Origin of the sequence: uncultured Algibacter sp. (assembly GCF_947487605.1) — a bacterium.
Lineage (GTDB): Bacteria > Bacteroidota > Bacteroidia > Flavobacteriales > Flavobacteriaceae > Algibacter_D.
The window spans coordinates 1-25,091 of the sequence record NZ_CANKXK010000003.1; the positions used below are offsets into that span (position 1 = coordinate 1).

Genomic DNA, 25,091 nt, shown 5'->3' on the forward strand with positions numbered 1-25,091 from the left:
CCAAGTATTAAATTTGAAACAGAAAATACAAATCAATTAGCTCTGTTTTTCTAAATCCTTACGTCGAACTCAGGTTTATACGTAACCGTTGGCAAACATTTTGACCCGTCCTGAATAAAGGCTACATAATTTAACACAATTATGTATAAAAATGACAAAGTAATTAGACGTTACAGCGAACCTTTCAAATTAAAAATTTTAGACGAACTTAGCATTGGAAAACACACAAAAAGTGAACTTTGTAAACTTTACTCTATTGCGCCTACAACCGTTAATGAGTGGATTAAAAAATACAACCGTAAAGACTTAATGAACACCAGAATTAAAAACGCTTAATTAATAATATGAAACAATAATCGTTATCGTCTTTTTAGTCAATGTCAAATCGAAGACCTATAGAAATATTATTTTGGTCTGCAACTTGATCTTTAAAAAGTGGAGATAAATCGTATTTAACATATAAACTTGTATCTCCAAAACCAATATAACTACTTAACCCATAAACAAAATTACTCACATTGTAATTCCGTTTCAGTTTTTCCTTAACTAAATTTCCATTTTCTTTATATTTTAATTTATGCCTAGTCCCCAAACGAAAACCTCCATAACCACCAATCCCTATTTTAAATTGATCATTATTAATGTATCTGGTAAGATCTTTTCTAGAATGCTTCTTTAAAGGGCCAAACTCAAAATGTAGCGGAAACACCAAATTGGTAACTCTGAATTTAGATTTCTTAAGCTCTACAGGAAACGTTTCTAATGAAGTTACATCCCCATTCTGCACAAAATATTGATTATCCTTCAGCTCAAATTTATTCCATTGAAAGGAAAAACCATATTTTACTCTTGCCCAGGGAGCATTTTTTACTAAACGGGTTTTCCAATTCCAACCTAATTCTACAAACCCTGAACCTCCTGTCTTATATAACGCATCATTTAATCCAGCACCCTCTTGAACAGTATTATTAAAACCAATGGCAAATAGCAAATCGTTTGATGTCTTTATATCTTGTTTAGGCGGTTTCCTATTTGTTTTAACATTAAACGTTCTATTGCTAATATTAACACCAAATAAGTTTTCCTTTTCTTCTTTAGGCTTTGGATAATGATTCCTCTGGTAGAGTGAAATTTGATTATCAACAATTGTAATTCGATTTTCAATATTTAATGCACGTTTTTTAGCCGCCTCTTTCTTTAAAGTTTCAGCTTCGTCTAGAGTGATTTCTTTCCTATCTAAAAGTTGATTAATCGTTTTAACCTCTTCTTTTAACAATTCTCTTTCTTGTGCCTTAATGGTTTCCTTATGAGCTATTAAAGCATCTATTCTTTTTTGATTAATTGGTTTTGGAATAGAATCTTGTGCATTGATTAATTGCACACTTAAACATAGCATTACCAATGCCAAATACTTCGTAATTGTTTGCATAACTGTTCGTTTTACCCTGCTTAGGGAATTAATTAATGATTGAAATTTTAACTATTTATTCGTTACGATTAGCAACTGCAGTTTTTACTGAATTGTAACTTTTCTGTAAAGCTTCAAAAACTTTACTTCTAAAGGATTGGTCTACCTCTGCTTCAACGTCTTGAAGCAATAAATTGGCATCGACTATCCCTGTACTTTTATTTATTAATTTATTTAGAGCTATTTCTTTTTGCGCTTCATATAACAGAGCATCAATTGTTTCATCTGTTACTTCTACATTATCTTGTTTTAGCAAATCTATTTGCGCAACGACATCTTGTATTTTCTGTTCTTCAAATGTTAATTTCTTTAAAATAGTATCTTTGGGAATATCTTTTTCAAATGTCCTAATTGGTGCTTGATTAGCTTGTGTAATAGCTACTTCTACTTTATTATTTGATTCGGCATCTATATCACTTTGTTTCAATGATGGAGTCTCTCTTACTTCTGAATTAGCCAAAGATTCTTTAACACTTGGCTTAACCTTTTCAATTTCTTGATTTATTATTGAGCTATTGGAATCATCTTCAATAACTTCTGGTGTATTCACTATTTCTAGAGTAATAATTTGCTTTGGCAAATCGCTTAAAAATTGACTTGTAATAAATAAAACTCCAACAACGCTTGCAGCAATACCAATCCACCAATAGGCTTTATTAGTTGGTTTACTTTCAGACGAATCTAATCGACCTGATAACTTATTCCAAGCTTCCGAAGATGGCTGTAAAATTCGCTTATCAAGTTTTTCTTTAATATTTTCGTCAAATTTAATTGGTGTCATAACTAGTCTTGTTTAATTCTTTGATTTTTACCTGAAGAAGCTTTCTTGCTTTAAATAGCTGCGACTTCGAAGTACCTTCTGAAATATTCAACATTTCAGCAATTTCATGATGCTTATAGCCTTCAACGGCATACATAATAAACACCATTTTATAACCTTCAGGAAGATTATCTATAAGTTGTTGTATTTCAGCAACACCCATATCTACTTCAATATTGTTATGAGAATCATCTTCTGTAACGAGGTCTTCAACTGGAAATTCAAATGTTTTCTTGCTGCGCAAATAAGAAATAGATTCTCTTACCATAATACGTCTTATCCATCCTTCAAAACTTCCTTCGTTTCTATAACCCTTCAAACCTGTAAATACTTTTAAAAAACCATTCAACATGGCTTCCTCAGCCTGTTGTAAATCTTTTATGTAGTACCTACATACACTTAACATTTTTGGAGCATGTTCCTCAAACAAGGTGTGCTGAGCATCACGGTTATTTTTAAGCGCCCTTTTTATTAAAGCGGATTCGTTAGTATGGAGTTGAATAACCTTCAAAAATGATTTTATCTATTAATTTATATTGTTTTTCATCTATTAGATTTAACATTCGTATAATTATCCAAAAATCAATGAAAATTTAAATTACGAATGTTTCATTTTGCTTTCTACTTAACTAGACGCAAATTTTATACAAATGGTTGCCTAACTATAATTTCTTTTTCAAAATTCGAACTAAAAAAAGATATAACTAATATAATAATCGCAAATAAATCATAAAAAATGACTGTTTTTAAAAAATATTCGTTGCTTAATTTAAAAAACACTGAATAATTCTTTTTGAAATTCAAAATTTGTTGAATTTTATTCAAAATTTACTATTTTAGAAAAAAAGGTTTATACTATGGTAAATAATAATTTATTTTCATCTTATGAGTTGCTTCCAAGTACTTGGGACGAAATGTATAAGAACGATTCCAAGATACGCACTCAATATGACATTATAAATTCTTATTTGCTAAGTACATCTCCAGAAGTCCTTTTTAAAAAAGAAGAATTATCTCGTCAACTTTTTATGAGTCAAGGCGTTACATTTACAGTATACAATGATAATGAAGGGATTGAGAAGATTTTTCCGTTTGATATTGTTCCAAGAATAATAACATCAAAGGAATGGGACAAAATTGATAAAGGTATAAAACAGCGACTAACAGCATTAAATCTGTTTATAAAAGATGTATATCACGATCAATTTATAATTAAAGATGGTATAATTCCAGCCGATTTAATCTATTCTTGCCCCTATTTTTTACGTGAAATGAAAGGTGTAAATGTACCACATGATATTTATGTACACATCGCTGGTGTCGATCTTATAAGAAATAATGATGGTGAATTTTATGTGTTAGAAGATAATCTGCGTACGCCATCTGGTGTGAGCTATATGCTAGAAAACCGTGAAATTTCTAAACGGATTTTTCCAGGGGTGCTTCCAAAGAGCAATATACGTTCGGTTTCAAATTATCCTAATATTTTATACAAGAAACTTCAGGAACTATCGGATCAAAATAATCCTAAAGTGGTTCTTTTAACTCCAGGTATTTATAATTCGGCGTATTACGAACACACCACTCTTGCCAGACTAATGGGTATAGAATTAGTTGAAGGTAGCGACCTTGTTGTAAAAGACCATGTAGTTTATATGAAGACAACCAACGGCTTAAAACGCGTTGATGTTATTTATAGACGTGTTGATGATGACTTCCTAGATCCGCTTGAATTTAATGCTTCAAGCACACTTGGTGTTGCTGGAATCATGGCCGCTTACAGAGAAGGGAATGTAAACATAATTAACGCCCCTGGCACTGGAATTGCAGATGATAAAGCCATTTATATTTATGTTCCCGATATGATAAAATATTATTTAAACGAAGAACCAATTTTAAAAAATATTAAAACATACCAATTGGGTGAGCCAGAAGAGTTCAAATATGTTGTTAACAACATTAAAGAGATGGTTATTAAAAAGACTGATGGGAGTGGTGGTTACGGCATGTTAATGGGTCATGAAGCCTCTGAAGCCGAAATAAAAGACTACATTGAGAATGTTAAGAAAAAGCCTGATAATTTTATAGCTCAGCCTATCTTACGCCTCTCCACAGCACCTTGTTGTATTGAAGGAAAATTATCTCCAAGATGTGTTGATTTAAGACCATTTGCCCTTGCAGGTCGCGATGGTATAGAAATTACTCCTGGAGGACTTACCCGTGTTGCACTAAAAAAGGGGTCGCTAGTAGTTAATAGTTCGCAAGGTGGAGGCAGTAAAGACACGTGGGTAATTCAATAATAAAACTTAATTTATGCTTAGTAGAGTAGCAAATAATTTAATTTGGTTAGAACGATACATGGAACGTGGTAACGGCATTATAAGTTTACTTAAAACGAATTTTTATGCCAATCAGGATTCACCAGAGTTATTTCCGTGGACTCCCATAATTAAAACCTACACGCCAGAAAACAACACCTTTTATACCGAAGACCCCATAGAATGTATCAACTTTATGGTGTTTAGTAAGGATAATCTAAACTCAATATTAAACATTGTAACTAAAGCTAGAGAAAATGCAAGAAGTGTACAAGAACATATTTCTAGAGAATTGTGGTTGTGTATCAATAATTATTACCTCTTACTTACAAAGAAGGATATTGAAAAAAAGCTAAATGAAGATGAGCTTATAGAGTTTTTAGATAATTTAAAAGCCTATCATTTAATGTTCTATGGCACCATGGATATCACTCAAGAAAGAGGAGCTTCCTATTACTTTATGAACATTGGAAAATTCTTAGAGCGCGTAATTCAAATAACCGATTTTACTGCCATAAAACTTACAGAGATCGCTAAAACATCTGACAGTTTAGAACAAAGTTTTTTTTGGAAAAACTTACTATTGTCTATTGGGGGCTACCAACTGTATTTAAAAAAGCACAAATCTAGTTTTAAAGAAGATCATATAATTACCATGGTATTTCAGGATAAACTTTTTCCAAGATCTATTTACTATTGCATCAATAAACTTAACCGGCATTTAAGACAATTAATAGAATCTGGCGAGCTTGAAAAAAATAATATAGAATTTTTACTTGGAAAACTAGAAAGTACAATAAAATATACTACTATTGAAAGTATTAACGAGCGCGGATTAGAAAACTTTATTAAAGAAATAAAAGAAGACATTAAAAACATTTCTTTTAGCATAAACACCGTATATTTTTCGCATTTTAATTAGAGACTAATGCCAAAATTTTTCATCAAACATATTACTAAATATAGCTATAGCAATTTGGTTATTGATGGTGCAAACCAAATTATGCTTCATCCAATTCAGGATGAACATCAAAGTGTTGTTTCTCATTTTTTAACTATCAATACAAATCCTAAAATAGAAACTAGAAGTGATTTTTTTGGAAATACTGTAGGCACTTTTATGATTATAGAACCTCATAACTACCTGTCTATAGTTTCCGATATTGAAGTCATTACTACTACAAAGCCATTTCCAGATGATTTAAAACCTACTCCTAATCAATGGCAGGAATTACAACTATTAAAAAACAACCCTGCCTTTATTGACTATTTAAAGTATAAAACTTTTGACGGCACTAAAGAAATTTCTGAACTTCTTGCAACAAAAGATTTAACCGTAGAATCACCATATAAAATGGTTCTAGCATTATGCCGTTATATCTATACAAATTTTAAATACATTCAAGGCATTACCAATGTTGATTCCAAACTAGATCATGTATGGAGCCTTAAGGCTGGTGTTTGTCAAGATTTCACAAACATTTTACTTCAAATGGTGCGCATGTTAGGTATCCCTGCGCGGTATGTGAGCGGCTATATTTGTCCAAATGAAGATGGTTCGAGAGGTGAAGGAGCCACCCATGCTTGGATTGAAGCTTACATTCCAGATTATGGTTGGTTAGGACTAGATCCAACCAATAACTTAATTGCCAACCAGTATCATGTTAGACTTGCTATTGGAAGAGATTACAAAGATTGTGCACCAGTAAAAGGTGTTTTTAAAGGAAATGCGAAAGACGAACTGTTTGTTAAGGTAAAAGTAAGCACTCTAAGAAACAGTAATGATGATTTAACGCTGCAGTTAAATACCGAAGAAAAAGTTGTAAACAACAATAGTTACAGACAAAACTTAGAACTCGTGCAACAACAGCAACAACAATAATTATTTTTTCCTGTCAATTACATAGTTCACCATAAGCTCAAGTGAATTTTTATACTTGGACTCTGGGTAGGTTTGTAATAATTCTAAAGCTTCTGTCTGAAATTGTTTCATTTTATTAATGGAATAATCTAAACCACCATTATTCTTTACAAAAGCTATAACCTCTTTAACACGCTTAGTGTCTTTATTATGATTTTTAATTGAGTTTATTAACCAATTTTTATCTTTTTTACTCGAATTATTAAGCACATAAATTAATGGTAAGGTCATTTTTTGTTCTTTAATGTCAATACCCGTTGGTTTACCTATTTGGGTTTCCCCATAATCGAACAAATCATCCTTTATTTGAAATGCCATACCTATTAGTTCTCCAAATCTGCGCATACTTTCTACATGAAGCGATTCTGGTTTTACTGAGGCAGCTCCAAGACTGCAGCAAGCAGCAATAAGCGTTGCAGTTTTTTGACGAATAATTTCGTAATAAATAGCTTCTGTAATATCGAGCTTTCGTGCTTTTTCTATTTGAAGTAATTCCCCTTCACTCATTTCGCGAACAGCAATGGAAATTATTTTTAGTAAATCGAAATCATTATTATCTATTGATAACAACAACCCTTTAGACAATAAAAAATCACCTATTAAAACCGCTATTTTATTTTTCCAAAGCGCATTAACAGAGAAGAAACCTCGACGACGGTTACTATCATCTACAACATCATCATGAACCAAAGTAGCTGTATGAATGAGCTCGATAACTGAAGCGCCTCTGTAAGTTCGCTCACTGACTTCACCATTAGAAACCATTTTGGCAACCAAAAAAACAAACATGGGTCGCATTTGTTTTCCCTTTCTATTAACAATGTAATGTGTAATTCTATTAAGAAGCGCCACTTTACTAGACATTGAGAGTTGGAACTTTTGCTCGAAAAGATCCATTTCAAATGCTATGGGCTGTTTTATTTGTTCTACAATCTTCATAAGAAGATTCAAATATAGGTTTTAGATAGTAATATTTTTAACTTTTATTAGCTAATTGTCCACAAGCGGCATCAATATCCTTTCCTCTACTTCGGCGCACAGTTACAGTAATATTGTTACTTTCTAATACTTTAACATACATATCTATTGCTTTAGAATTGGCTTGCTGAAATGCGCCATCATCAATAGGATTATATTCAATTAGATTCACTTTACTTGGAGCAAATTTGCAGAATTCAACCAACGCATCTATGTCTTTTCTTTTGTCGTTAATACCATCCCACACAACATACTCATAAGTAATCCTGTTTTTAGTTTTCGCATACCAGTACTGTAATGCTTCTCTTAAATCGTTAAGCGGAAAGTTTTTATTAAAAGGCATTATAGATGTTCTTACCTCATCTATAGCCGAATGTAATGACACTGCTAGTTTAAATTTAACATCGTCATCTGCCATTTTTTTAATCATTTTTGGTACTCCAGAAGTTGAGACCACGATTCGCTTTGGAGACATCCCTAAACCTTCTGCTGACGTAATTTTATCGATGGCTTTAATAACGTTATTATAGTTCATGAGCGGTTCGCCCATGCCCATAAACACAATGTTACTTAAAGGCCTATTGTGATATAATCTACTCTCATTATCGATAGCGACTACTTGATCGTAAATTTCGTCTGGATTAAGATTCCGCATACGCTTTAAACGTGCAGTTGCACAAAATTTACAATCTAAACTACAGCCTACTTGACTTGACACACAGGCGGTTGTTCTGGTTTTAGTTGGAATTAAAACAGATTCTACAATTAAATCGTCATGCAAGCGAACAGCATTTTTTATGGTACCGTCTGAACTGCGTTGCATCTGATCGACCTTGATATGGTTAATTACAAAATTGTCTTCTAGCATTTTACGTGTTTCTTTAGAAACATTGGTCATATCATCAAAAGTATGTGCCGATTTTTGCCACAACCATTCATACACTTGATTACCGCGAAATGCTTTATCTCCTTCTTTTACAAAGAAGTCCCTGAGTTGTTCTTTGGTTAATGCGCGAATGTCTTTTTTATTTTCTGCCATGACTGATGCAAAAATAAGGAAAAAGCCTCCTTAATCCTGCAAAGAAAGAAACTCTTATGTTATAAATGGGTGATTACTATTTATTAGGAATAATTATATTTTGCTATGAAAACAAATAACTTAAACTCTAAAAAAACACTTCCTTAGGTCTCTTTAAGGGGGGGAGTTTTTCTGTTTACATTATAAATATTAATTGAAGTTCTGATTTGCATTAGGGATTGAACGGCATGTTTGAGCTCGCCGACGCAGGAGGAAGCGAGTAGTGAAAGCCCGACCTCCCGATAGTTATCGGGAGGGAATGCCCAAATAACACAAAAAAAAGCTGTCTAAAAAGTAAGTTTGATGTCATATTAAGCTTGTCGAAATATCTTTAACTTACTGATAATCAATATCGGTTTCGACAGGCTCAACCTGACAAATCAAATTATAAAGACTTTTTAGACTGCCTCCTTTATTATTTCGAATATATTCTGATTATATAATTAACATGGCATCTCCGTAGCTATAGAATTTATAGCCTTCTTTGATTGCCTCTTCGTAAGCGCGTTTAATAAAATCGTGCCCTGCAAATGCCGATACCATCATTAACAAGGTAGATTTTGGTGTATGAAAATTAGTAATCATACTGTTTGCGATGCTAAAATCATATGGTGGGAAAATAAATTTGTTAGTCCATCCATCTGCCTCATTTAGCATTCCGCTAGAAGACACAGCGCTTTCAATAGCTCGCATTGCAGTAGTACCAACTGCACAAACACGCCTTTTTTCGTTGATTCCTTTATTTATTAATTCTACAGCTTTTGCGTCTATTTTAAGCTCTTCACTATCCATTTTGTGTTTAGATAAATCTTCAACTTCTACTGGATTAAAAGTACCTAATCCAACGTGAAGTGTAACCTCAGCAAAATTAACACCCTTTATCTCTAAACGTTTCAATAAGTGTCTTGAAAAATGTAGACCTGCTGTTGGAGCAGCTACGGCACCTTCATTTTTAGCAAAAATAGTTTGATAGCGTTCCTCATCTTCTGGCTCAACCTCTCGCTTAATATATTTTGGAAGTGGCGTTTCTCCTAGTTCGGTTAACTTGCTTCTAAATTCTTTATAGGAGCCATCATATAAAAAACGTAACGTCCTTCCTCTAGAAGTGGTATTATCTATTACCTCAGCAACTAATGTTTCGTCATCACCAAAATAGAGTTTATTGCCTATTCTTATTTTACGTGCTGGATCGACAAGTACATCCCAAAGGCGTTGCTCTTCGTTTAATTCTCTTAATAAAAAAACCTCAATTCTAGCTCCAGTTTTTTCCTTGTTACCATATAATCTTGCTGGAAAAACCTTCGTGTTATTTAATATTAATACATCGTCTTCATTAAAATAATCGATAAGATCTTTAAATTGCTTATGCTCGATTGTTTGTTCTTTTCTATTTAAAACCATTAAACGAGATTCATCTCTATTTTCTGAAGGGTATTCTGCTAAAAGTTCATTTGGTAAATTAAAGCCAAAGTGTGATAATTTCATGTATGTGAATTTATGTGTTTTTAAGAAAGCTGCAAATATACAATCTCGACATAGGGGTTGTCAAGTAAATAGCTATTTATTATTGAGTTATTTTAAACCCTAACTGCGTTAAATCTTCCCAGAATGTTGGATAGGATTTTGATACTACCATGGATTCTTTAATAACTAGTTCTGTTTTTAAAGCCAAAGGTGCAAAAGCCATAGCCATTCTATGGTCGTGATATGTTTCTATAGAAACACCGCTTTTTATAGTTTTGTTAGCAGATAAATGCAGGGACTCATTGGTTATTCTAACTTCACCTCCTAATTTCTCAATTTCAGTTTTAAGAGCAACCAATCTGTCTGTTTCCTTAATTTTTAACGTATGTAACCCTGTTAAATCACAAGAAATACCTAAAGCAAAACACGTTACGGCTATTGTTTGTGCAATATCTGGAGCATTAACTAAATTAAAAGTTTTAGGCGTATTATTTTGCTTAACCTTCTTGATGGTTATTGTATTATTATACGATGAAGTTTCTACTCCAAAATGTTTATAAATTTCGACTAAAACCGAATCACCTTGCAAAGAATTTTCCTTGTAAGAAGATAATGTAATCTCAGTGCCTACATCACTTAGGGCCACAATACTGAAAAAGTAAGATGCTGATGACCAATCGGACTCAACTACTAAGGTTTTAGTCGTTAAATTTTTAGTACTGGGTTTAACTGTTATAACGTTGTTTTTAAAAGAAGATTCAACACCAAGTTCGTCTAACAAACTCAGAGTCATTTTTATATATGGAATAGAGGTGATTACTCCTTCTAAAGTTAATTCTAACCCATTTTCTAATTTTGATGCAATAAGTAGTAGCGATGAGATGTATTGACTACTCACATTGGCTTTTAGGGAAACTTTATTTTTGGTGATTTTTTTTCCTTTAATTTTAATTGGCGGATATCCTTCATTCTCTACATAACTAATATCTGCCCCAAGTTCTCGCAGAGCTGCTACTAAAATTTTAATAGGACGTTCTTTCATGCGATGAGAACCGGTAAGGATAGTTTCTCTTCCTTCTTGAACAGAAAAATAACTTGTTAAGAAACGCATAGCTGTACCTGCATGGTGAATATCGACAACTTGTTCTTTTGAATCAAGTGCCTTAGTCATGAGACAACTATCATCTGAATTTGAAACATTTTCTAAAGCGATTTCTGGATATAATGCTTTAAGTAATAACAATCGATTCGATTCACTTTTTGAACCTGTTATTTTTATAGTTGATTGCTTATTTATTACCGACTTATGTAGTGTAAAATTCATATTCACCTATTAAAAAACGCTTCTAAAATTAGAAGCGTCAAAGATAGATATAAATTATTTTAATTTCTGATTATTATGGTGCCTATCATGGTCGCGTTTTGCTTTTTTATCCATACGCTTATCGAAAGCTTTTTGCAAATCTACACCTGTTTGGTTTGCAAGACATAACACTACAAATAACACATCGGCTAATTCTTCTCCTAAGTCTTTGTCTTTATCGCTTTCCTTTTCGCTTTGTTCTCCATAACGCCGTGCAATAATACGTGCCACCTCACCAACTTCTTCGGTTAGTTGCGCCATATTGGTGAGTTCATTAAAATACCGAACTCCATGTTCGTTAATCCAATTGTCTACTATTTTTTGTGCGTTTTGAATGTTCATTTATTTTTAAAAAAGTTAAAATCAAAATACAAGGTAAAAGTATATATTTTATTTCACTAAATATCACCTGTAAACCCCAATCTGAAAAAAAACTTTTTATCTCTATAGGCGATACCATAATTTTTCTTAGTGGGAAGAAAACCCTATCGTTATTAAATGGAATTAAGAAACCAACACCTCTGCCTCCAGTAGTCATAGCATCCAAAATGCCGTGTGAAAGCGTTGATAGTAAAATAACTACAAACCACAAACCATTATGCTTCTTGCCAAATGTTACCATTAAAAGAAATGCCCATAGTATGGCAAAGAGAATGGAATGTGTGAAGCCTCGATGTCCAAATGGGGCTTCGTACGGCACCCCAAGATGAAATGTCATTACATCTATATCTGGTAAAATTGATGAAATTATTGCAGCAACTAAAAGCCACTTACTATTATGCCTGTCAAGTATTTTTGAAAAAGTATAAGCAACAACACCATGTCCAAATATAGATGCCATTATTCTCTATTTTTCGAATCTATAATTATAGTTACTGGACCATCATTTATTAGCTCTACTTTCATGTCTGCTCCAAAGGTTCCTGTTTGAATTTTTTTATCTAAATCCACTTCTAACTGATTAATAAATCTTTCATAAATTGGAATAGAAATCTCTGGTTTTGCAGCTTTTATATAACTTGGACGATTGCCTTTTTTTGTTGATGCATGCAAGGTAAATTGGCTAACAGCAATTACATTACCATTTACATCTTTTACAGAACGATTCATAACCCCATCTGCATCATTGAAAACGCGTAAATTAGCTATTTTATTAGTCAACCATTTTACGTCTTCTTGGGTATCTTCTTCAATAATACCTACTAATATTAATAATCCACTATCTATCGAGGCTACAACATTACCTTCAATTGCCACACTAGCTTTAGATACTCTTTGTATTACAACTCTCATTTAATCTTCGTCCCAATTATCGGTTCTGTAATGCTCATCTTCTCCTTCAATAATCTGTAAATAACTTCTATATCTTGAAAAGGCTATTTCATTATTATCGAGAGCCTGTTTAACTGCACATTTTGGCTCCTGAAGATGTAAACAATTATTGAATTTACAATCTTGTTTTAAAGTGAAGAATTCAGGAAAATAATCCCCAATTTCTTCTTTATCCATATCTACAACTCCGAAACCTTTTATTCCTGGGGTATCAATTATCTTAGCTCCAAAACTTAAATCGAACATTTCTGCAAATGTTGTAGTATGCTGCCCTTGCATGTGCAACTGCGATATTTCTTTCGTTTTTAAATTTAGTTCGGGTTCAATAGCATTAACCAATGTTGATTTGCCAACTCCCGAATGACCAGAAAACATACTAACTTTATCAAGCATTAAAGACTTTACTTTATCGACATTCTTACCTGTTTTAGCAGATACCCCAATGCATTCATAGCCAATTTTTCTATAAGTATGTGCTAAAAATTTAACCTCATTAAGAGCCTCATCATCATAAGTGTCGATTTTATTAAAAAGCAATATTGTTTTTATAGAATATGCCTGAGCAGTTACTAAAAAACGATCAATAAAACTCGTTAATGTTGGTGGATTGTTTATAGTAATCATTAAAAACACCTGATCTATATTCGCTGATATAATATGCGTTTGCTTAGAAAGGTTTACAGATTTTCTAACTATATAATTTTTTCTATCATGAATATTATGGATAATACCTGTTACTGTATTATTATCCTTTTCCAATTCAAAATCTACAATATCTCCAACCGAAATTGGGTTCGTGCTTTTAATTCCTTTAATACGGAATTTCCCTTTTATACGGCATTCGTAGGCCTCTCCTAATTGGGTTTTAACTGTGTACCAGCTTCCTGTAGATTTGTAAACGCGTCCTGTCATATATTCTTCAAAAGTAAATTAAAATAACAATTATTATTGTAAGAATTCATTTATATTAGCTTCTTAAATTCAAAAATCAACAACAACATGAAAAAATTATTATTCCCAATTCTATTTGTTACTTTTTTATTCAAAGTTCAAGCTCAAACTAACCTCTATGAAAACCCTGAATTTGATGAAATTGCAAAGTCTCATAAAATAATTGCTGTGGTTCCTTTTAAAACTCAAGTAAAGCTAAGACCTAAGCAAATGAAAGATATGGATGACGAAAAATTGTACAGACTAGAAAAAGCTGAAGGCGAAGGTATACAAACCGCTATGTACTCATGGTTTTTAAAAAGAAAAAAACGTGGAAAATTGAAAAACTTAGAAGTACAAGACCCAAAAGTAACTACCGCTTTACTCAAAAGAAAAAATATTAACTATGATAATATAACTGATTTTACACCTCAAGAGTTAGCAAAATTACTTGAAGTTGATGCTGTAATTTCAGGAGAATTTGAAACTAACAAACCAATGTCTGAAGGCGCATCTGTTGCTTTAGGCTTGGTATTAGGTTTCTGGGGTAGTACAAATAGTGCTATTGTAAATATGAGTGTTCATAATGCTGAAGATGGTGTTTTATTATGGAATTACAATAAAAAAGTGAGAGGTAGCATTGGAAGTTCTCCAGAAGATTTAATAAATGTTTTAATGCGAAAAGCATCAAGAAGGTTAGCTTACACAAAAAATGACTAATTATAAACAATAAAAATGCCTCGTTTTAGCGAGGCATTTTTATATTATATTATAAAGTAAATTACCCGTTAATCACTTTTTCTTGATGATTAATTGATTCTTGATGAACCGCCTTAAACATTCTTAAAATAAACTCTTCACTTAAACCGTGTTGTTCACCTTCCAAAACCATTTTACCTAAAATCTCATTCCAACGTTTAGATTGTAAAACAGCAACATTTTTAGTTTTCTTAAGTGCTCCAATACCATCAGCAGCTTTCATACGCTTGCCTAATAATTCTATTATCTGATTATCAACTACATCAATTTGAGCTCTTAAAGTATTTAAAGTTTTATTGTAATCCTCTTCTGTACTACCTGTTTTTTTTATTTTTAAATCTTTCATAATTTGAACTAAAGTGGCTGGTGTTACTTGTTGTGCAGCATCACTCCAGGCATTATCTGGATCATAATGCGTTTCAATCATCAAGCCATCAAAATTTAAATCTAAAGCTTCTTGAGACACTTCCATTATCATATCTCTCTTACCTGTAATATGCGACGGATCGTTAATTAAAGGAATATCTGGAAATCTATTTTGAAACTCAATAGCCAATTGCCACTCTGGAATATTACGATATTTTGTTTTTTGATACGTAGAAAATCCTCTATGAATCGCCCCTATATTTTTAACACCAGAACTATAAATACGTTCAATACCACCTAACCACAATGCTAAATCTGGGTTAACAGGATTTTTTATTAAAACAGGTTTATCCGTACCTTTTAAAGCATCTGCAATTTCTTGCATGATAAACGGAGACACAGTAGAGCGTGCACCAATCCATAATAAATCCACATCGTGTTCTAAAGCCAATTTTACATGTGCTGCATTGGCAACCTCTGTACAAACCTTCATTCCAGTTTCTGCTTTTACTTTCTGAAGCCATTTTAAACCTAATGCTCCAACACCCTCAAACATACCTGGACGTGTTCTAGGTTTCCAGATACCCGCTCTAAAGTAGCTTACATCTGTATCTTTCAATTCGTGAGCAATTTTCAATACTTGCTCTTCCGTTTCTGCGCTACACGGACCTGCAATTACTAGTGGATGACTTAAGTTTAAATCATCTAACCAGGTTCTCATTTTTTTTGTGTTTTCCATTTTTACTTAATATTTAGCTGCTTAGGCTATTTCGTTTACTATTTATTTTATACTATTTTATTCTCTTTTTTTGGCGTTACCCTAAAGGGTCGGGCTTTACGCTACAAGTCCTCGCTCCTTCGTCGCTGTGGGCTTTCCTCTGCAATCCCTAACGCGGGCATATCAGCCAATTTCAATTTTCTAACCCCTAAATTCAGACCCTTCTATATAATACCGTTAAGTATATCCTTAATATGATTTGTGTTTTTCATCTCATCAAAAATTGCCTCAAAATTATCATCCTTCATCAATTTCTTAAAATGAGTGAGGTTATTTATATACTCTTCTAACGTTTCAATAACATTAGTCTTATTCTGTTTAAAAATAGGCGTCCACATTTCTGGCGAACTTTTAGCCAAACGTACCGTAGATGCAAATCCACTTCCCGCCATATCAAAAATATCACGTTCGTTCTTCTCCTTATCAATCACCGTTTTTCCTAACATAAACGCACTTATATGAGATAAATGAGAAACATAAGCAATATGCTTATCATGCTCTTTCGGATTCATATAACGTATACGCATTCCAATATCTGTAAATAACTTCAACGCTTTTTCCTGGAGCTTAAACGTTGTTTTTTCAACCTCACAAACAATATTTGTTTTTCCAACAAATAAGCCTTCAATAGCTGCCGTTGGTCCAGAATGTTCTGTACCTGCAATAGGATGCATTGCTAAAAAATTTCTTCGCTTCGGATGGTTTTCAACCACCTTACAAATAGCTTCTTTAGTTGAACCCGCATCAACTACCAAACCTGTATCAGATATTTTATCTAAAATAGTTGGTAATAATTTTACCGTAGCATCTACAGGAATAGAAATAATAACCAAATCTGCATGTGCTATATCATCGAGCGTTGCTTTTTTGTCAATTAAATTTAACTCCAAAGCGGTATTAAGTGTCGTCTCTTTTCTACTAATACCATGAATAATCACATCTGGATTATGCTTCTTAATATCAATAGCAAGACTACCTCCTATTAAACCGACTCCTATGGCGTATATATTTTTCATCTTATTTAACTCGCGCTATGGCTTCTTCTAATGCTTCTGTTGAAGCACATAAAGAAAACCTTATATATCCTTCTCCTTTAGTTCCAAAAATAGTCCCTGGTGTTATAAAAATATGATTCTCCTTTAATACCAAATCTATAAACTCTTCAGATTTTAAATATGCTGGTAACTTTGCCCAAACAAAAAGTCCTGAAGCTTCCTTATCATAAGTACAATTAAGTGCATCGGCTAACTTCCAAACTAAATCGCGACGTTGATAATAAACACTATTTAAAGTACTAAACCACATACTTGAACATTTTAATGCTTCAATTGCTCCTTTTTGAATTCCGTAAAACATTCCAGAATCCATGTTACTTTTCACCTTTAAAATATTATTAATATGTTTATTATCTCCAACTACCATACCTACACGCCAGCCAGCCATATTAAATGTTTTGCTTAATGAATTTAATTCTAAGCAAACTTCTTTGGCACCATCAACACTTAAAATACTTGTCGGATTATTATTAAGAATAAAACTATATGGGTTGTCATTAACAATTAAAATCTCATGTTTTTTAGCAAAAGCAACCAACTCTTCAAATAAATATTTAGATGGTTTTGCCCCTGTAGGCATATGAGGGTAATTAACCCACATGAGTTTCACTTTAGACAAATCTAATTGTTCCAAGGCTTTAAAATCTGGCAACCAATTATTTGCTTCGTCCAACTCGTAAAACACTGGTGTTGCTTCTACTAATTTGGTAACAGATTGATAGGTTGGATATCCAGGATTAGGTATTAACACTTCGTCAACTTTATTAAGATACGCCATAGAAATGTGCATAATCCCTTCCTTACTCCCCATTAATGGTAAAACTTCGGTGTTTGCACTTAGGTTAACATCATAATGTTCTTTATAAAAACCAACAATAGCTTGCCTTAATTCTGGAAGACCTTGATAACTCTGGTATTTATGGGCATTCTTATCGAACAAACTATTAGAAATAGCATCCACAACCTTTTTTGGTGGCTGCATATCTGGGCTTCCAATACCTAAATTAATAATAGGCTTACCACTTGCTATAAGCAGATTTACTTCTCTTAATTTTTTAGAGAAGTAATACTCTTCAACGGTACGCAATCTGTCGGCTACTTGAATCATAACTTAGCTTTTTTATATTCGCCTAACACTTTAAAGCCTTCTCCCATAATCTCAATAACCGATTTTGCTTTCTTAAAATCGTTATATGTTTCAAATGTAACGTCCACAAAAAAAGCATATTTCCATGGTGTCTCAACTATTGGTAGTGATTGAATTTTGGTAAGATTCAATTTACAATCACTCATTACATTTAAAATAGTTGCTAAACTTCCGCGTTTATGATCGGTCTCAAATTTGATTGACGCCTTGTTTATTTCATTTTCTGGAACTTCAGAATTTGTACGTTTAACTATTACAAAGCGTGTTTCATTATGCTTAATGGTTTGTATGCTGTGTGCTAAAATGGTTAATTCAAAAATTTCAGCAGCCTTAACACTTGCTATCGCTCCAATTCCTTTTAGTTGGTATTGTTGAATACGTTCCGCAACTTCGGCAGTATCTTTATCTTCAACTAATTTAATGTGAGGGTATTGCTTAAAAAACTCTTTACATTGAAGCAATGCCATTGGATGTGAATAAACCTCTTTAATATCTTCTATTTTCTGTCCAGAAAGTGCCATAAGATTATGTTGCACATCAACATAATGTTCTCCTACTACATGTAAATTATATTTATCAATTAATGCATAATTAGGTATAATGGATCCTGCAATAGAATTTTCTAAAGCCATAATCGCTGCATCACATTCTTTATCTATTAAACTTTCAACAACTCTATCAAAAGTCAAGCATTCAATAGCTGCAACATTTTTATTAAAAAATTGTTGAGACACAATATGATGGAAAGATCCTCTTACTCCTTGTATGGCTACTGTTTTAATCAAAATCTTATTTCATTATTAAGACCTCAATCTTCATTGAGGTAGTTCAACCAAAAGTTGAACAAAAAAAAGTCCCGATTTTCATCGAGACTCATATAAAAATTTATAGTTATAAATTATACATACAAGGTCTCGATTTCTTTGCTAAAAAAGAAATAAAAGAAACTAAAATATGTATAATATACTGTTGTTGTCATAATTACGTGGCTAAAGTAAATAATATTTTTAGAAATCAAAATTGTTAAAAACATTTTTTTTTGTTTTCATAAAAGTTTTAAAGATTTTACAGCAAATATAACATTGCATTATATAATCAATTATTTTTGAACAAATAATTTTAATTATGTCTATTGAAGTCATTGGCGTTTCTAAACTTTACGGAAATCAAAAAGCCCTAAATAAAATCTCATTCAAAGTAAATAAACCAGAAATTGTTGGTTTTTTAGGACCGAACGGTGCTGGGAAATCTACCATGATGAAAATATTAACAACCTTTATTAATGCTAACGAAGGATTGGCTAAAGTGAATGGGTTTGACGTAATTAAAAACACCAAACAAGTACAACAAAGTGTTGGTTATTTACCAGAGCACAACCCCCTCTATTTAGAAATGTATGTGAAGGAATATTTAGAGTTTAACGCAAGTATTTATAAAGTAAATAAAGCACGTATTAATGAAGTAATTGAACAAACTGGTTTAACACCAGAATCTCATAAAAAAATAGAACAACTATCCAAAGGGTTTCGTCAACGTGTTGGATTAGCAAATGCCCTATTACATAATCCCGATGTTTTAATTCTCGATGAACCCACAACAGGTCTAGACCCAAATCAATTAGTTGATATTAGAAACCTTATTAAGTCTATTGGAAAAACTAAAACAATTTTTTTATCAACCCATATTATGCAGGAAGTAGAAGCTATGTGCGATCGGGTTATCATAATTAATAAAGGTGAAATTGTTGCAGATAAAAAATTGCAAGATTTACGTAATGAAAAAGAACAAATAGTTATTGTCGAATTTGATTACCGTGTAGAAGATGCTTTTTTATTGAAGCTTCCAAAAGTTAGCAACGTTGTAAATACACATGATTTTGTTTACGAAATAACTTTTAAAACCGCAGAAGATATGCGCTCTTATGTTTTTGATTTTGCTCATGATAATCAGCTTAAAATCCTTCAGCTTAATCAAAAAAACGCAAGTTTAGAATCTCTCTTTAGAGATTTAACTTCCAAATAATATATTGCTCTTTTTTGTTCTACCCTTAATAATTTTTGAGGATATGATAATTATCATCTTTAACCTTGACTTGAGTTGATAATTTTGCATAAACATCAAGTAATTTAGTTTAGTTCATTTAATTAAAAAAATGCTATGAGCTATCTTTGTAACAATAGAAATGTAATAACATGAGTAAAGGAATTTATGTTGCAACCATTGAACCAAATAGTGGAAAATCTGTTGTAGTTCTCGGCTTAATGCGTATGCTTTTAGGTAAAACTGCCAAGGTTGGATATTTTAGACCTATTATTGAAGACACCATAGACAACGAAAAAGATAACCACATAAATACGGTCGTTTCCTATTTTGATATAAACATAGATTACAAAAACACTTATGCTTATACAAGAAATCAAGTTCTTGATTTATACAACAAAGGAAAATCTGGAGATGTTATTGACGAAATTATTAAAAAATATAAATCTCTTGAAGATCACTTTGATTTTGTTTTAGTTGAAGGTACCGATTTTTCACATGAAAATTCTAGCCTAGAATTAGATATTAACATGTTAATTTCCAAAAATTTAGGTCTTCCAGTAATTATAGTTTCTCAAGGTGATGGAAAATCATTACCAGAAGTGGTTGACAACGTTCAATTAGCACATGATACTTTTAAAGAAGAAGTGGATGTGCTTTCTATAATGACTAACAAAATTGATCCTAAAGATGTTACAGCATTAAAAGCTCTTTTAAAAACAAGAATACATAACGGAACAGATATAACTGTAATTCCTAAAATTAAAAGTTTAGCAAGTCCAACTATTAAAGAGATTACAAAAAAACTTGATGGAAAGATTCTTTTTGGTGAAGACATGATTAACAACCAATCTGAAAACTTTAGTGTTGGCGCTATGCAATTACGCAACTATCTAACACACTTAAAAGATAATGTTTTAGTGATAACCCCTGGTGATAGAGCCGATATTATTTTAGGAGCTCTTCAAGCTAATATTTCAAAAAATTATCCCAAAATATCTGGTATCATTTTAACTGGCGGATTAATTCCCGAAGATTCTATTTCAAAATTAATCGAAGGGCTTTCAAGCGTTATACCTATAATTAGTGTTAAAAAGGGTACATTTTACGTCACAAACACCATTGGTAAAATTAAATCCAGAATTTATGCTGAAAACACCGAAAAAATTGAAACATCTATAGCCACTTTTGAAAAACACGTAGCTACAGAAAAACTTTCTGAAGATTTAATAACTTTTCAATCAGATATCTTTACCCCGAGAATGTTTCAATACAATTTATTGCAACGTGCGTTAAAAGATAAAAAGCATATAGTTTTGCCAGAAGGTTATGACGAACGCGTTCTGCGAGCAACAGCAAAGCTAATTGATGCACATGTTGTTGATTTAACTTTAATTGGTGAAGAAGAAAAAATAAAAGAGCGTTTAGAAAAATTTGATATTTCTTTAAATACGGATGACATAAAGATTGTATCGCCTCAAAAATCAGAGCATTATAAAGACTATGTAAACACTTTTTACGAACTAAGAAAACACAAAGGGGTGAATATAGATATGGCGCGAGATGCTATGTCTGATGTTTCATATTTTGCAACCATGATGATTTACAAAGGGCATGCCGATGGTATGGTTTCTGGGGCACTTCACACTACTGCTCACACATTGCGCCCTGCCTTACAATTTATAAAAACAAAGCCAGATGTAAATCTCGTTTCCTCAGTATTCTTTATGTGTTTGGAAGATCGCGTTTCTATTTTTGGAGATTGTGCTATTAACCCAAACCCCAATGCAGAACAATTAGCAGAAATTGCTATTTCATCTGCCAAAACAGCGAAAAATTTTGGAGTAGAACCTAAAGTTGCCATGTTATCTTACTCTTCTGGTGCTTCTGGAAAAGGAGAAGATGTAGATAAAGTAAGAAAAGCAACAGAAATTGCTAAGAAGCTAGTTCCAGATTTAAAAATCGAAGGCCCTATTCAATATGATGCTGCCGTAGATATGCGTATTGGCAAAAGTAAATTACCCGATTCTGAAGTTGCAGGACAAGCTAGTGTTTTAATTTTTCCTGATTTAAATACAGGAAACAACACTTATAAAGCTGTACAACGTGAAACGGGTGCACTTGCTATTGGACCAATGCTTCAAGGACTCAACAAACCTGTAAATGATTTAAGTCGAGGTTGTACTGCAGACGACATATACAGCACAGTTATTATAACAGCTATTCAAGCCCAAGACCTTTAATATGCAAATATTAGTTTTAAACTCAGGAAGTTCTTCATTAAAATTTCAACTATTTTTAATGCCAGAGGAAACTATTTTGTGTTCTGGACTAATTGAACGTATTGGATTCGAAGATTCTAAATTCACATTTAAGACAAAGGACGAAACAATTACCGACATTACTTCAATAGCCAATCATAAAAGTGGATTAGAATTATTAGCAAACCACTTATTAGATAAAAATACTGGTATAATAAAATCTGCCAATGCTATCGATATTGTTGGACATCGTGTGGTACACGGTGGTAAACATTTTAGCAATACGACGCTAATCACACCAGAAGTAAAAGAAAAAATAAAGGCTTTATCCTCGTTAGCACCATTGCATAATCCTGCTAATTTAGAGGGGATCGAAGTAGCTGAAACTATTTTTTCAAAGGCAAAACAAGTGGCTGTTTTTGATACCGCTTTTCACCAAACTATTCCAGAGCATGTTTATAAATATGCTATTCCAAATGAGTTCTCAGACACACATAACATAAGACTCTATGGGTTTCATGGCACAAGTCATAAATATGTGTCAGAAAAAGCTATTGACTTTTTAGGAAAACAACGTTCTAAAATAATAACCATCCACTTAGGGAACGGTTGTAGCATGACTGCCATTAGGGATGGAAAAAGCATAGACCATTCACTTGGTTTCTCACCCGTTAGTGGGTTGATTATGGGAACACGATCTGGGGACATCGATCCATCCATAATTTTTCATTTATCTAAAAGATTCGATTATTCATTAAAAGAAATCAATACTTTACTTCAAAAGAAAAGTGGCATGCTTGGGTTAACTGGGTATAGCGATTTAAGAGACATTCAATCTCAAGCCGAAAAGGGCAACAAAGCCTGTAAATTAGCTCTAGAAATGAACGCCTATAGAATAAAAAAATACATAGGAAGCTACGCCGCCATTTTAAACGGATTGGACGCCATTGTGTTTACAGCAGGCATTGGAGAAAATTCCAGTTTAATGCGTGAATTAGTATGTGATAATTTAGATTTTTTAGGTATTGATTTAGATACTGACAAAAATAAATTACGAGCAAATACAATCAGAGCTATTAACACTGAAGATTCCAAGGTTCAAATTTTAGTGATTCCAACTAACGAAGAGCTGGAAATTGCAAAACAATCTGTAAAACTATTCGAAAATTAATTTACCTGTATAAAGCTGTTCAACTTCAATTACTGGTGGTGTGTTTTTTGAAATTAAATCTCCTGTACCTCTCAAAACACCTTTAAGTGATTGCTGCGGATTCACAATCATATCGTTACTACTTCTGTGAGATATAGTAACGTTTTGCGCTATTAGGTTTTCGCCTTCAAAACGACTTGATCCAGAAGCAAACGTTATAAATAAACTATTGGTGTTTCCAGAAATAAAACAATTAGATAAATTATTGAAAACAACTCTAACACTATTGTTATCAACTCGAAGATTAAAATTAGCACTTGTAAATGTATCTGGAAAATTAAAATCCTCAGATAAAATTGTTAAACTGGGATAAGTTAAAACACCATCTGAACTAATATCGTATTGCGTAGAACTTCTAATTTCTGTAATATTAGGAGAGGTTACATGTACTTTTGTAACACCATAATCACGCACATAATTACAGGTGTTATTATCAGTAAGTATAAGTTTATTATCTTTAACTACTGCACTCACATCATTCAATAAATTATCTCCTGTTTCAATAATTACTTTTTGTTCGGCACCATCTTTAACTATTAATTCAATATCGCGATTAACTAATATTTTATCAAACAAAGCCACCGTTACTTCACTTTGAATAATGCTTCCTGTTTTCTGAAAACAATCACCTGTACTCTCGCTGTCACAAGTAAAAAGCAATAAAAACGATAAAATATAAATTAGTTTTTTCATCTTTTTGTTATAATCGCATACCTACACCAAATTCTACCGCCTCTGCCTTAAAAGCATGGGACTTTAAAGTTAAGGCTCCAAACCATTTTTTTCCAAAATATCTCTTTAAACCAACTCTTACATAGGTTCGCCCTTCAAAGTCAAACGGATAATAAATATAGTACCCAAATTGGGTGATTAGCGATGTTCTATTTACAAACAATTCGTGACCAGCAATAATACTAACCCGTTTATGGTCTTCATCTCCAGATACACTTTCTTCAGGAAAAGAGACGCTTCGATAATAGATATACTCTTTTAAAAAATTTGAAAAGAATATATCTGCTCCTAGTTGCAACGAACTTTTTCTATTAATTCGTTTATCCGCATAGGCTGATATCGTATAAAATGCAAACTGACCGCTTCCCACTACATCACTTTCATTTACACCCGTTCTAAATGCTAAATTGTACTTTATAGGTTCTGTAAATTTTCTATCGTTTTCATCAAGTGTATATTGATACTCTGGTTCATCTTCATCCAGACTATAGGTAAGTCCAATATTATAAGTTATCGAATTAATACTCGTATTTGGTGCTTTCACATTCGCATTTGAGTAATGAATTAATGATAGACCAGCCTGAAATCCAAATTTATCGAACAAGCGTTCCTTCTTATAATTTAACATTATGTAAGTACTACTCATAAGTTTAGAGCCAAAAGCATTATTTCTAAAGTTATCAACTTTATCGTAAGGATTTGTTGTTAATGCCAAACCTTGGCCAACACGCATCATTAAGTTTCTGTTAAAAAAGTAGAAGTTATAATGTGCGTACATAGAATAATTCTTCCCTAATACTTCATTTTTTAAGTTTTGATAAGCAAAAGAGAAACCATAATCAGGATAACTATAGCGCTGTTCCCATGTATTAAAACCATAGGTTTTTTTATTCCAGCTTAAAATAAAACCTTCGGGGTGTCCTTTTATTAAATGAAGAATATCATTATTATGAAGTGCTATATTACCTTTAAAATAATTAAGGTCGAAATATGATGTGTGTTCCTTTTCTTGTGAAAAGGAAATACCGAAACAAATACAAAGAAAGCAGGTTAAAAAAAACTTCATTTATG

At 32.5% G+C, this 25,091-nt stretch carries 25 protein-coding genes; 8 read left to right on the forward strand and 17 right to left on the reverse strand.

What is annotated here, in order from left to right; all coding sequences use genetic code 11:
* Window positions 1–141: 141 nt before the first annotated feature.
* Window positions 142–336 (forward strand): transposase, encoded by a 195-nt coding sequence (locus Q0739_RS04010; protein WP_298237415.1) that lies wholly within the window; start codon window positions 142–144, stop codon window positions 334–336.
* 34 nt (window positions 337–370) lie between these two features.
* On the opposite strand, the gene Q0739_RS04015 is transcribed toward Q0739_RS04010, so the two are convergent.
* Genes Q0739_RS04015 through Q0739_RS04025 form a run of 3 tightly spaced genes read right to left on the reverse strand, consistent with a single transcriptional unit; the run spans window position 371 to window position 2,799 of the window.
* Entirely contained in the window at window positions 371–1,429 is a 1,059-nt protein-coding gene (locus Q0739_RS04015) for a hypothetical protein (RefSeq protein ID WP_298237416.1), read from the reverse strand.
* Between the two features lie 55 nt (window positions 1,430–1,484).
* Window positions 1,485–2,249 carry a hypothetical protein gene (locus Q0739_RS04020; protein WP_298237417.1) on the reverse strand — a complete coding sequence of 255 codons (765 nt, stop codon included), beginning with the start codon at window positions 2,247–2,249 and terminating at the stop codon, window positions 1,485–1,487.
* Window positions 2,236–2,799: an RNA polymerase sigma factor gene (locus Q0739_RS04025; RefSeq protein ID WP_298237418.1), complete on the reverse strand. Its 564-nt coding sequence runs from the start codon at window positions 2,797–2,799 to the stop codon at window positions 2,236–2,238. The genes Q0739_RS04020 and Q0739_RS04025 overlap by 14 nt, the downstream gene beginning before the upstream one ends.
* A 346-nt stretch (window positions 2,800–3,145) precedes the next feature.
* Between Q0739_RS04025 and Q0739_RS04030 the strand changes: the two genes are divergently transcribed.
* Genes Q0739_RS04030 through Q0739_RS04040 form a run of 3 tightly spaced genes read left to right on the forward strand, consistent with a single transcriptional unit; the run spans window position 3,146 to window position 6,488 of the window.
* The gene (locus Q0739_RS04030; protein ID WP_298237419.1) at window positions 3,146–4,588 is read left to right on the forward strand and encodes a circularly permuted type 2 ATP-grasp protein; all 1,443 of its coding nucleotides are present in this window, start codon (window positions 3,146–3,148) and stop codon (window positions 4,586–4,588) included.
* A gap of 13 nt (window positions 4,589–4,601) precedes the next feature.
* A complete protein-coding gene (locus Q0739_RS04035) occupies window positions 4,602–5,528 on the forward strand; it encodes an alpha-E domain-containing protein (protein ID WP_298237420.1) in 927 nt (308 codons plus the stop codon).
* Between the two features lie 6 nt (window positions 5,529–5,534).
* Complete coding sequence (locus tag Q0739_RS04040; protein ID WP_298237421.1) at window positions 5,535–6,488, forward strand: transglutaminase family protein; 954 nt, start codon at window positions 5,535–5,537, stop codon at window positions 6,486–6,488.
* Here the strand turns inward: Q0739_RS04040 and Q0739_RS04045 are convergent, their stop codons facing one another.
* The 8 genes from Q0739_RS04045 to rsgA all read right to left on the reverse strand — a co-directional run bounded on the left by Q0739_RS04045 (window position 6,489) and on the right by rsgA (window position 13,654).
* Complete coding sequence (locus Q0739_RS04045; protein WP_298237422.1) at window positions 6,489–7,466, reverse strand: polyprenyl synthetase family protein; 978 nt, start codon at window positions 7,464–7,466, stop codon at window positions 6,489–6,491. It abuts the gene before it with no gap.
* 37 nt (window positions 7,467–7,503) lie between these two features.
* Window positions 7,504–8,544, reverse strand: coding sequence for a 23S rRNA (adenine(2503)-C(2))-methyltransferase RlmN (gene rlmN / locus Q0739_RS04050; protein WP_298237423.1), 1,041 nt, complete (start codon window positions 8,542–8,544; stop codon window positions 7,504–7,506).
* Between the two features lie 474 nt (window positions 8,545–9,018).
* Window positions 9,019–10,068 (reverse strand): tRNA preQ1(34) S-adenosylmethionine ribosyltransferase-isomerase QueA, encoded by a 1,050-nt coding sequence (queA, locus tag Q0739_RS04055; RefSeq protein WP_298237424.1) that lies wholly within the window; start codon window positions 10,066–10,068, stop codon window positions 9,019–9,021.
* 79 nt (window positions 10,069–10,147) lie between these two features.
* Window positions 10,148–11,371, reverse strand: coding sequence for a 3-phosphoshikimate 1-carboxyvinyltransferase (locus tag Q0739_RS04060; protein ID WP_298237425.1), 1,224 nt, complete (start codon window positions 11,369–11,371; stop codon window positions 10,148–10,150).
* Window positions 11,372–11,425: 54 nt separating this feature from the next.
* Complete coding sequence (locus Q0739_RS04065) at window positions 11,426–11,752, reverse strand: nucleotide pyrophosphohydrolase (protein WP_298237426.1); 327 nt, start codon at window positions 11,750–11,752, stop codon at window positions 11,426–11,428.
* On the reverse strand, window positions 11,709–12,251 hold the full coding sequence (locus Q0739_RS04070; RefSeq protein ID WP_298237427.1) for a metal-dependent hydrolase: 543 nt from the start codon (window positions 12,249–12,251) through the stop codon (window positions 11,709–11,711). Before Q0739_RS04070 ends, Q0739_RS04065 begins: the two co-directional genes overlap by 44 nt.
* Window positions 12,251–12,703 (reverse strand): D-aminoacyl-tRNA deacylase, encoded by a 453-nt coding sequence (dtd, locus tag Q0739_RS04075; RefSeq protein ID WP_298237428.1) that lies wholly within the window; start codon window positions 12,701–12,703, stop codon window positions 12,251–12,253. The genes Q0739_RS04070 and dtd overlap by 1 nt, the downstream gene beginning before the upstream one ends.
* The gene (rsgA, locus tag Q0739_RS04080; RefSeq protein WP_298237429.1) at window positions 12,704–13,654 is read right to left on the reverse strand and encodes a ribosome small subunit-dependent GTPase A; all 951 of its coding nucleotides are present in this window, start codon (window positions 13,652–13,654) and stop codon (window positions 12,704–12,706) included. It lies immediately after the preceding gene.
* 87 nt (window positions 13,655–13,741) lie between these two features.
* On the opposite strand from rsgA, the gene Q0739_RS04085 reads away from it, so the two are divergent.
* Entirely contained in the window at window positions 13,742–14,392 is a 651-nt protein-coding gene (locus tag Q0739_RS04085) for a hypothetical protein (protein ID WP_298237430.1), read from the forward strand.
* A 61-nt stretch (window positions 14,393–14,453) separates the two neighbouring features.
* Here the strand turns inward: Q0739_RS04085 and Q0739_RS04090 are convergent, their stop codons facing one another.
* The 4 genes from Q0739_RS04090 to Q0739_RS04105 all read right to left on the reverse strand — a co-directional run bounded on the left by Q0739_RS04090 (window position 14,454) and on the right by Q0739_RS04105 (window position 18,562).
* Window positions 14,454–15,536, reverse strand: coding sequence for a bifunctional 3-deoxy-7-phosphoheptulonate synthase/chorismate mutase type II (locus Q0739_RS04090; protein WP_298237431.1), 1,083 nt, complete (start codon window positions 15,534–15,536; stop codon window positions 14,454–14,456).
* A 203-nt stretch (window positions 15,537–15,739) separates the two neighbouring features.
* Window positions 15,740–16,591 (reverse strand): prephenate dehydrogenase, encoded by an 852-nt coding sequence (locus tag Q0739_RS04095; protein WP_298237432.1) that lies wholly within the window; start codon window positions 16,589–16,591, stop codon window positions 15,740–15,742.
* Between the two features lies 1 nt (window position 16,592).
* Window positions 16,593–17,738: an aminotransferase class I/II-fold pyridoxal phosphate-dependent enzyme gene (locus tag Q0739_RS04100; protein WP_298237433.1), complete on the reverse strand. Its 1,146-nt coding sequence runs from the start codon at window positions 17,736–17,738 to the stop codon at window positions 16,593–16,595.
* Complete coding sequence (locus Q0739_RS04105; protein ID WP_298237434.1) at window positions 17,735–18,562, reverse strand: prephenate dehydratase; 828 nt, start codon at window positions 18,560–18,562, stop codon at window positions 17,735–17,737. Before Q0739_RS04105 ends, Q0739_RS04100 begins: the two co-directional genes overlap by 4 nt.
* A 340-nt stretch (window positions 18,563–18,902) precedes the next feature.
* On the opposite strand from Q0739_RS04105, the gene gldA reads away from it, so the two are divergent.
* The 3 genes from gldA to Q0739_RS04120 all read left to right on the forward strand — a co-directional run bounded on the left by gldA (window position 18,903) and on the right by Q0739_RS04120 (window position 23,249).
* Window positions 18,903–19,799 (forward strand): gliding motility-associated ABC transporter ATP-binding subunit GldA, encoded by an 897-nt coding sequence (gldA, locus tag Q0739_RS04110; RefSeq protein WP_298237435.1) that lies wholly within the window; start codon window positions 18,903–18,905, stop codon window positions 19,797–19,799.
* A 170-nt stretch (window positions 19,800–19,969) separates the two neighbouring features.
* On the forward strand, window positions 19,970–22,060 hold the full coding sequence (pta, locus tag Q0739_RS04115; protein WP_298237436.1) for a phosphate acetyltransferase: 2,091 nt from the start codon (window positions 19,970–19,972) through the stop codon (window positions 22,058–22,060).
* A gap of 1 nt (window position 22,061) precedes the next feature.
* Window positions 22,062–23,249 (forward strand): acetate kinase, encoded by a 1,188-nt coding sequence (locus tag Q0739_RS04120; RefSeq protein ID WP_298237437.1) that lies wholly within the window; start codon window positions 22,062–22,064, stop codon window positions 23,247–23,249.
* Here the strand turns inward: Q0739_RS04120 and Q0739_RS04125 are convergent.
* Window positions 23,235–23,981 carry a head GIN domain-containing protein gene (locus Q0739_RS04125; RefSeq protein WP_298237438.1) on the reverse strand — a complete coding sequence of 249 codons (747 nt, stop codon included), beginning with the start codon at window positions 23,979–23,981 and terminating at the stop codon, window positions 23,235–23,237. The two genes, Q0739_RS04120 and Q0739_RS04125, sit on opposite strands and share 15 nt — an antisense overlap.
* A 7-nt stretch (window positions 23,982–23,988) precedes the next feature.
* Window positions 23,989–25,086 carry an acyloxyacyl hydrolase gene (locus Q0739_RS04130; RefSeq protein WP_298237439.1) on the reverse strand — a complete coding sequence of 366 codons (1,098 nt, stop codon included), beginning with the start codon at window positions 25,084–25,086 and terminating at the stop codon, window positions 23,989–23,991.
* Window positions 25,087–25,091 lie beyond the last annotated feature (5 nt).

Coding starts and splice junctions, on each gene's coding strand:
- Q0739_RS04010 (WP_298237415.1), top strand. CDS start 142: ATGTATAAAAATGACAAAGTAATTAGACGTTACAGCGAACCTTTCAAA.
- Q0739_RS04015 (WP_298237416.1), bottom strand. CDS start 1,429: ATGCAAACAATTACGAAGTATTTGGCATTGGTAATGCTATGTTTAAGT.
- Q0739_RS04020 (WP_298237417.1), bottom strand. CDS start 2,249: ATGACACCAATTAAATTTGACGAAAATATTAAAGAAAAACTTGATAAG.
- Q0739_RS04030 (WP_298237419.1), top strand. CDS start 3,146: ATGGTAAATAATAATTTATTTTCATCTTATGAGTTGCTTCCAAGTACT.
- Q0739_RS04035 (WP_298237420.1), top strand. CDS start 4,602: ATGCTTAGTAGAGTAGCAAATAATTTAATTTGGTTAGAACGATACATG.
- Q0739_RS04040 (WP_298237421.1), top strand. CDS start 5,535: ATGCCAAAATTTTTCATCAAACATATTACTAAATATAGCTATAGCAAT.
- Q0739_RS04045 (WP_298237422.1), bottom strand. CDS start 7,466: ATGAAGATTGTAGAACAAATAAAACAGCCCATAGCATTTGAAATGGAT.
- rlmN (WP_298237423.1), bottom strand. CDS start 8,544: ATGGCAGAAAATAAAAAAGACATTCGCGCATTAACCAAAGAACAACTC.
- queA (WP_298237424.1), bottom strand. CDS start 10,068: ATGAAATTATCACACTTTGGCTTTAATTTACCAAATGAACTTTTAGCA.
- Q0739_RS04060 (WP_298237425.1), bottom strand. CDS start 11,371: ATGAATTTTACACTACATAAGTCGGTAATAAATAAGCAATCAACTATA.
- Q0739_RS04065 (WP_298237426.1), bottom strand. CDS start 11,752: ATGAACATTCAAAACGCACAAAAAATAGTAGACAATTGGATTAACGAA.
- Q0739_RS04070 (WP_298237427.1), bottom strand. CDS start 12,251: ATGGCATCTATATTTGGACATGGTGTTGTTGCTTATACTTTTTCAAAA.
- dtd (WP_298237428.1), bottom strand. CDS start 12,703: ATGAGAGTTGTAATACAAAGAGTATCTAAAGCTAGTGTGGCAATTGAA.
- rsgA (WP_298237429.1), bottom strand. CDS start 13,654: ATGACAGGACGCGTTTACAAATCTACAGGAAGCTGGTACACAGTTAAA.
- Q0739_RS04085 (WP_298237430.1), top strand. CDS start 13,742: ATGAAAAAATTATTATTCCCAATTCTATTTGTTACTTTTTTATTCAAA.
- Q0739_RS04090 (WP_298237431.1), bottom strand. CDS start 15,536: ATGGAAAACACAAAAAAAATGAGAACCTGGTTAGATGATTTAAACTTA.
- Q0739_RS04095 (WP_298237432.1), bottom strand. CDS start 16,591: ATGAAAAATATATACGCCATAGGAGTCGGTTTAATAGGAGGTAGTCTT.
- Q0739_RS04100 (WP_298237433.1), bottom strand. CDS start 17,738: ATGATTCAAGTAGCCGACAGATTGCGTACCGTTGAAGAGTATTACTTC.
- gldA (WP_298237435.1), top strand. CDS start 18,903: ATGTCTATTGAAGTCATTGGCGTTTCTAAACTTTACGGAAATCAAAAA.
- pta (WP_298237436.1), top strand. CDS start 19,970: ATGAGTAAAGGAATTTATGTTGCAACCATTGAACCAAATAGTGGAAAA.
- Q0739_RS04120 (WP_298237437.1), top strand. CDS start 22,062: ATGCAAATATTAGTTTTAAACTCAGGAAGTTCTTCATTAAAATTTCAA.
- Q0739_RS04125 (WP_298237438.1), bottom strand. CDS start 23,981: ATGAAAAAACTAATTTATATTTTATCGTTTTTATTGCTTTTTACTTGT.
- Q0739_RS04130 (WP_298237439.1), bottom strand. CDS start 25,086: ATGAAGTTTTTTTTAACCTGCTTTCTTTGTATTTGTTTCGGTATTTCC.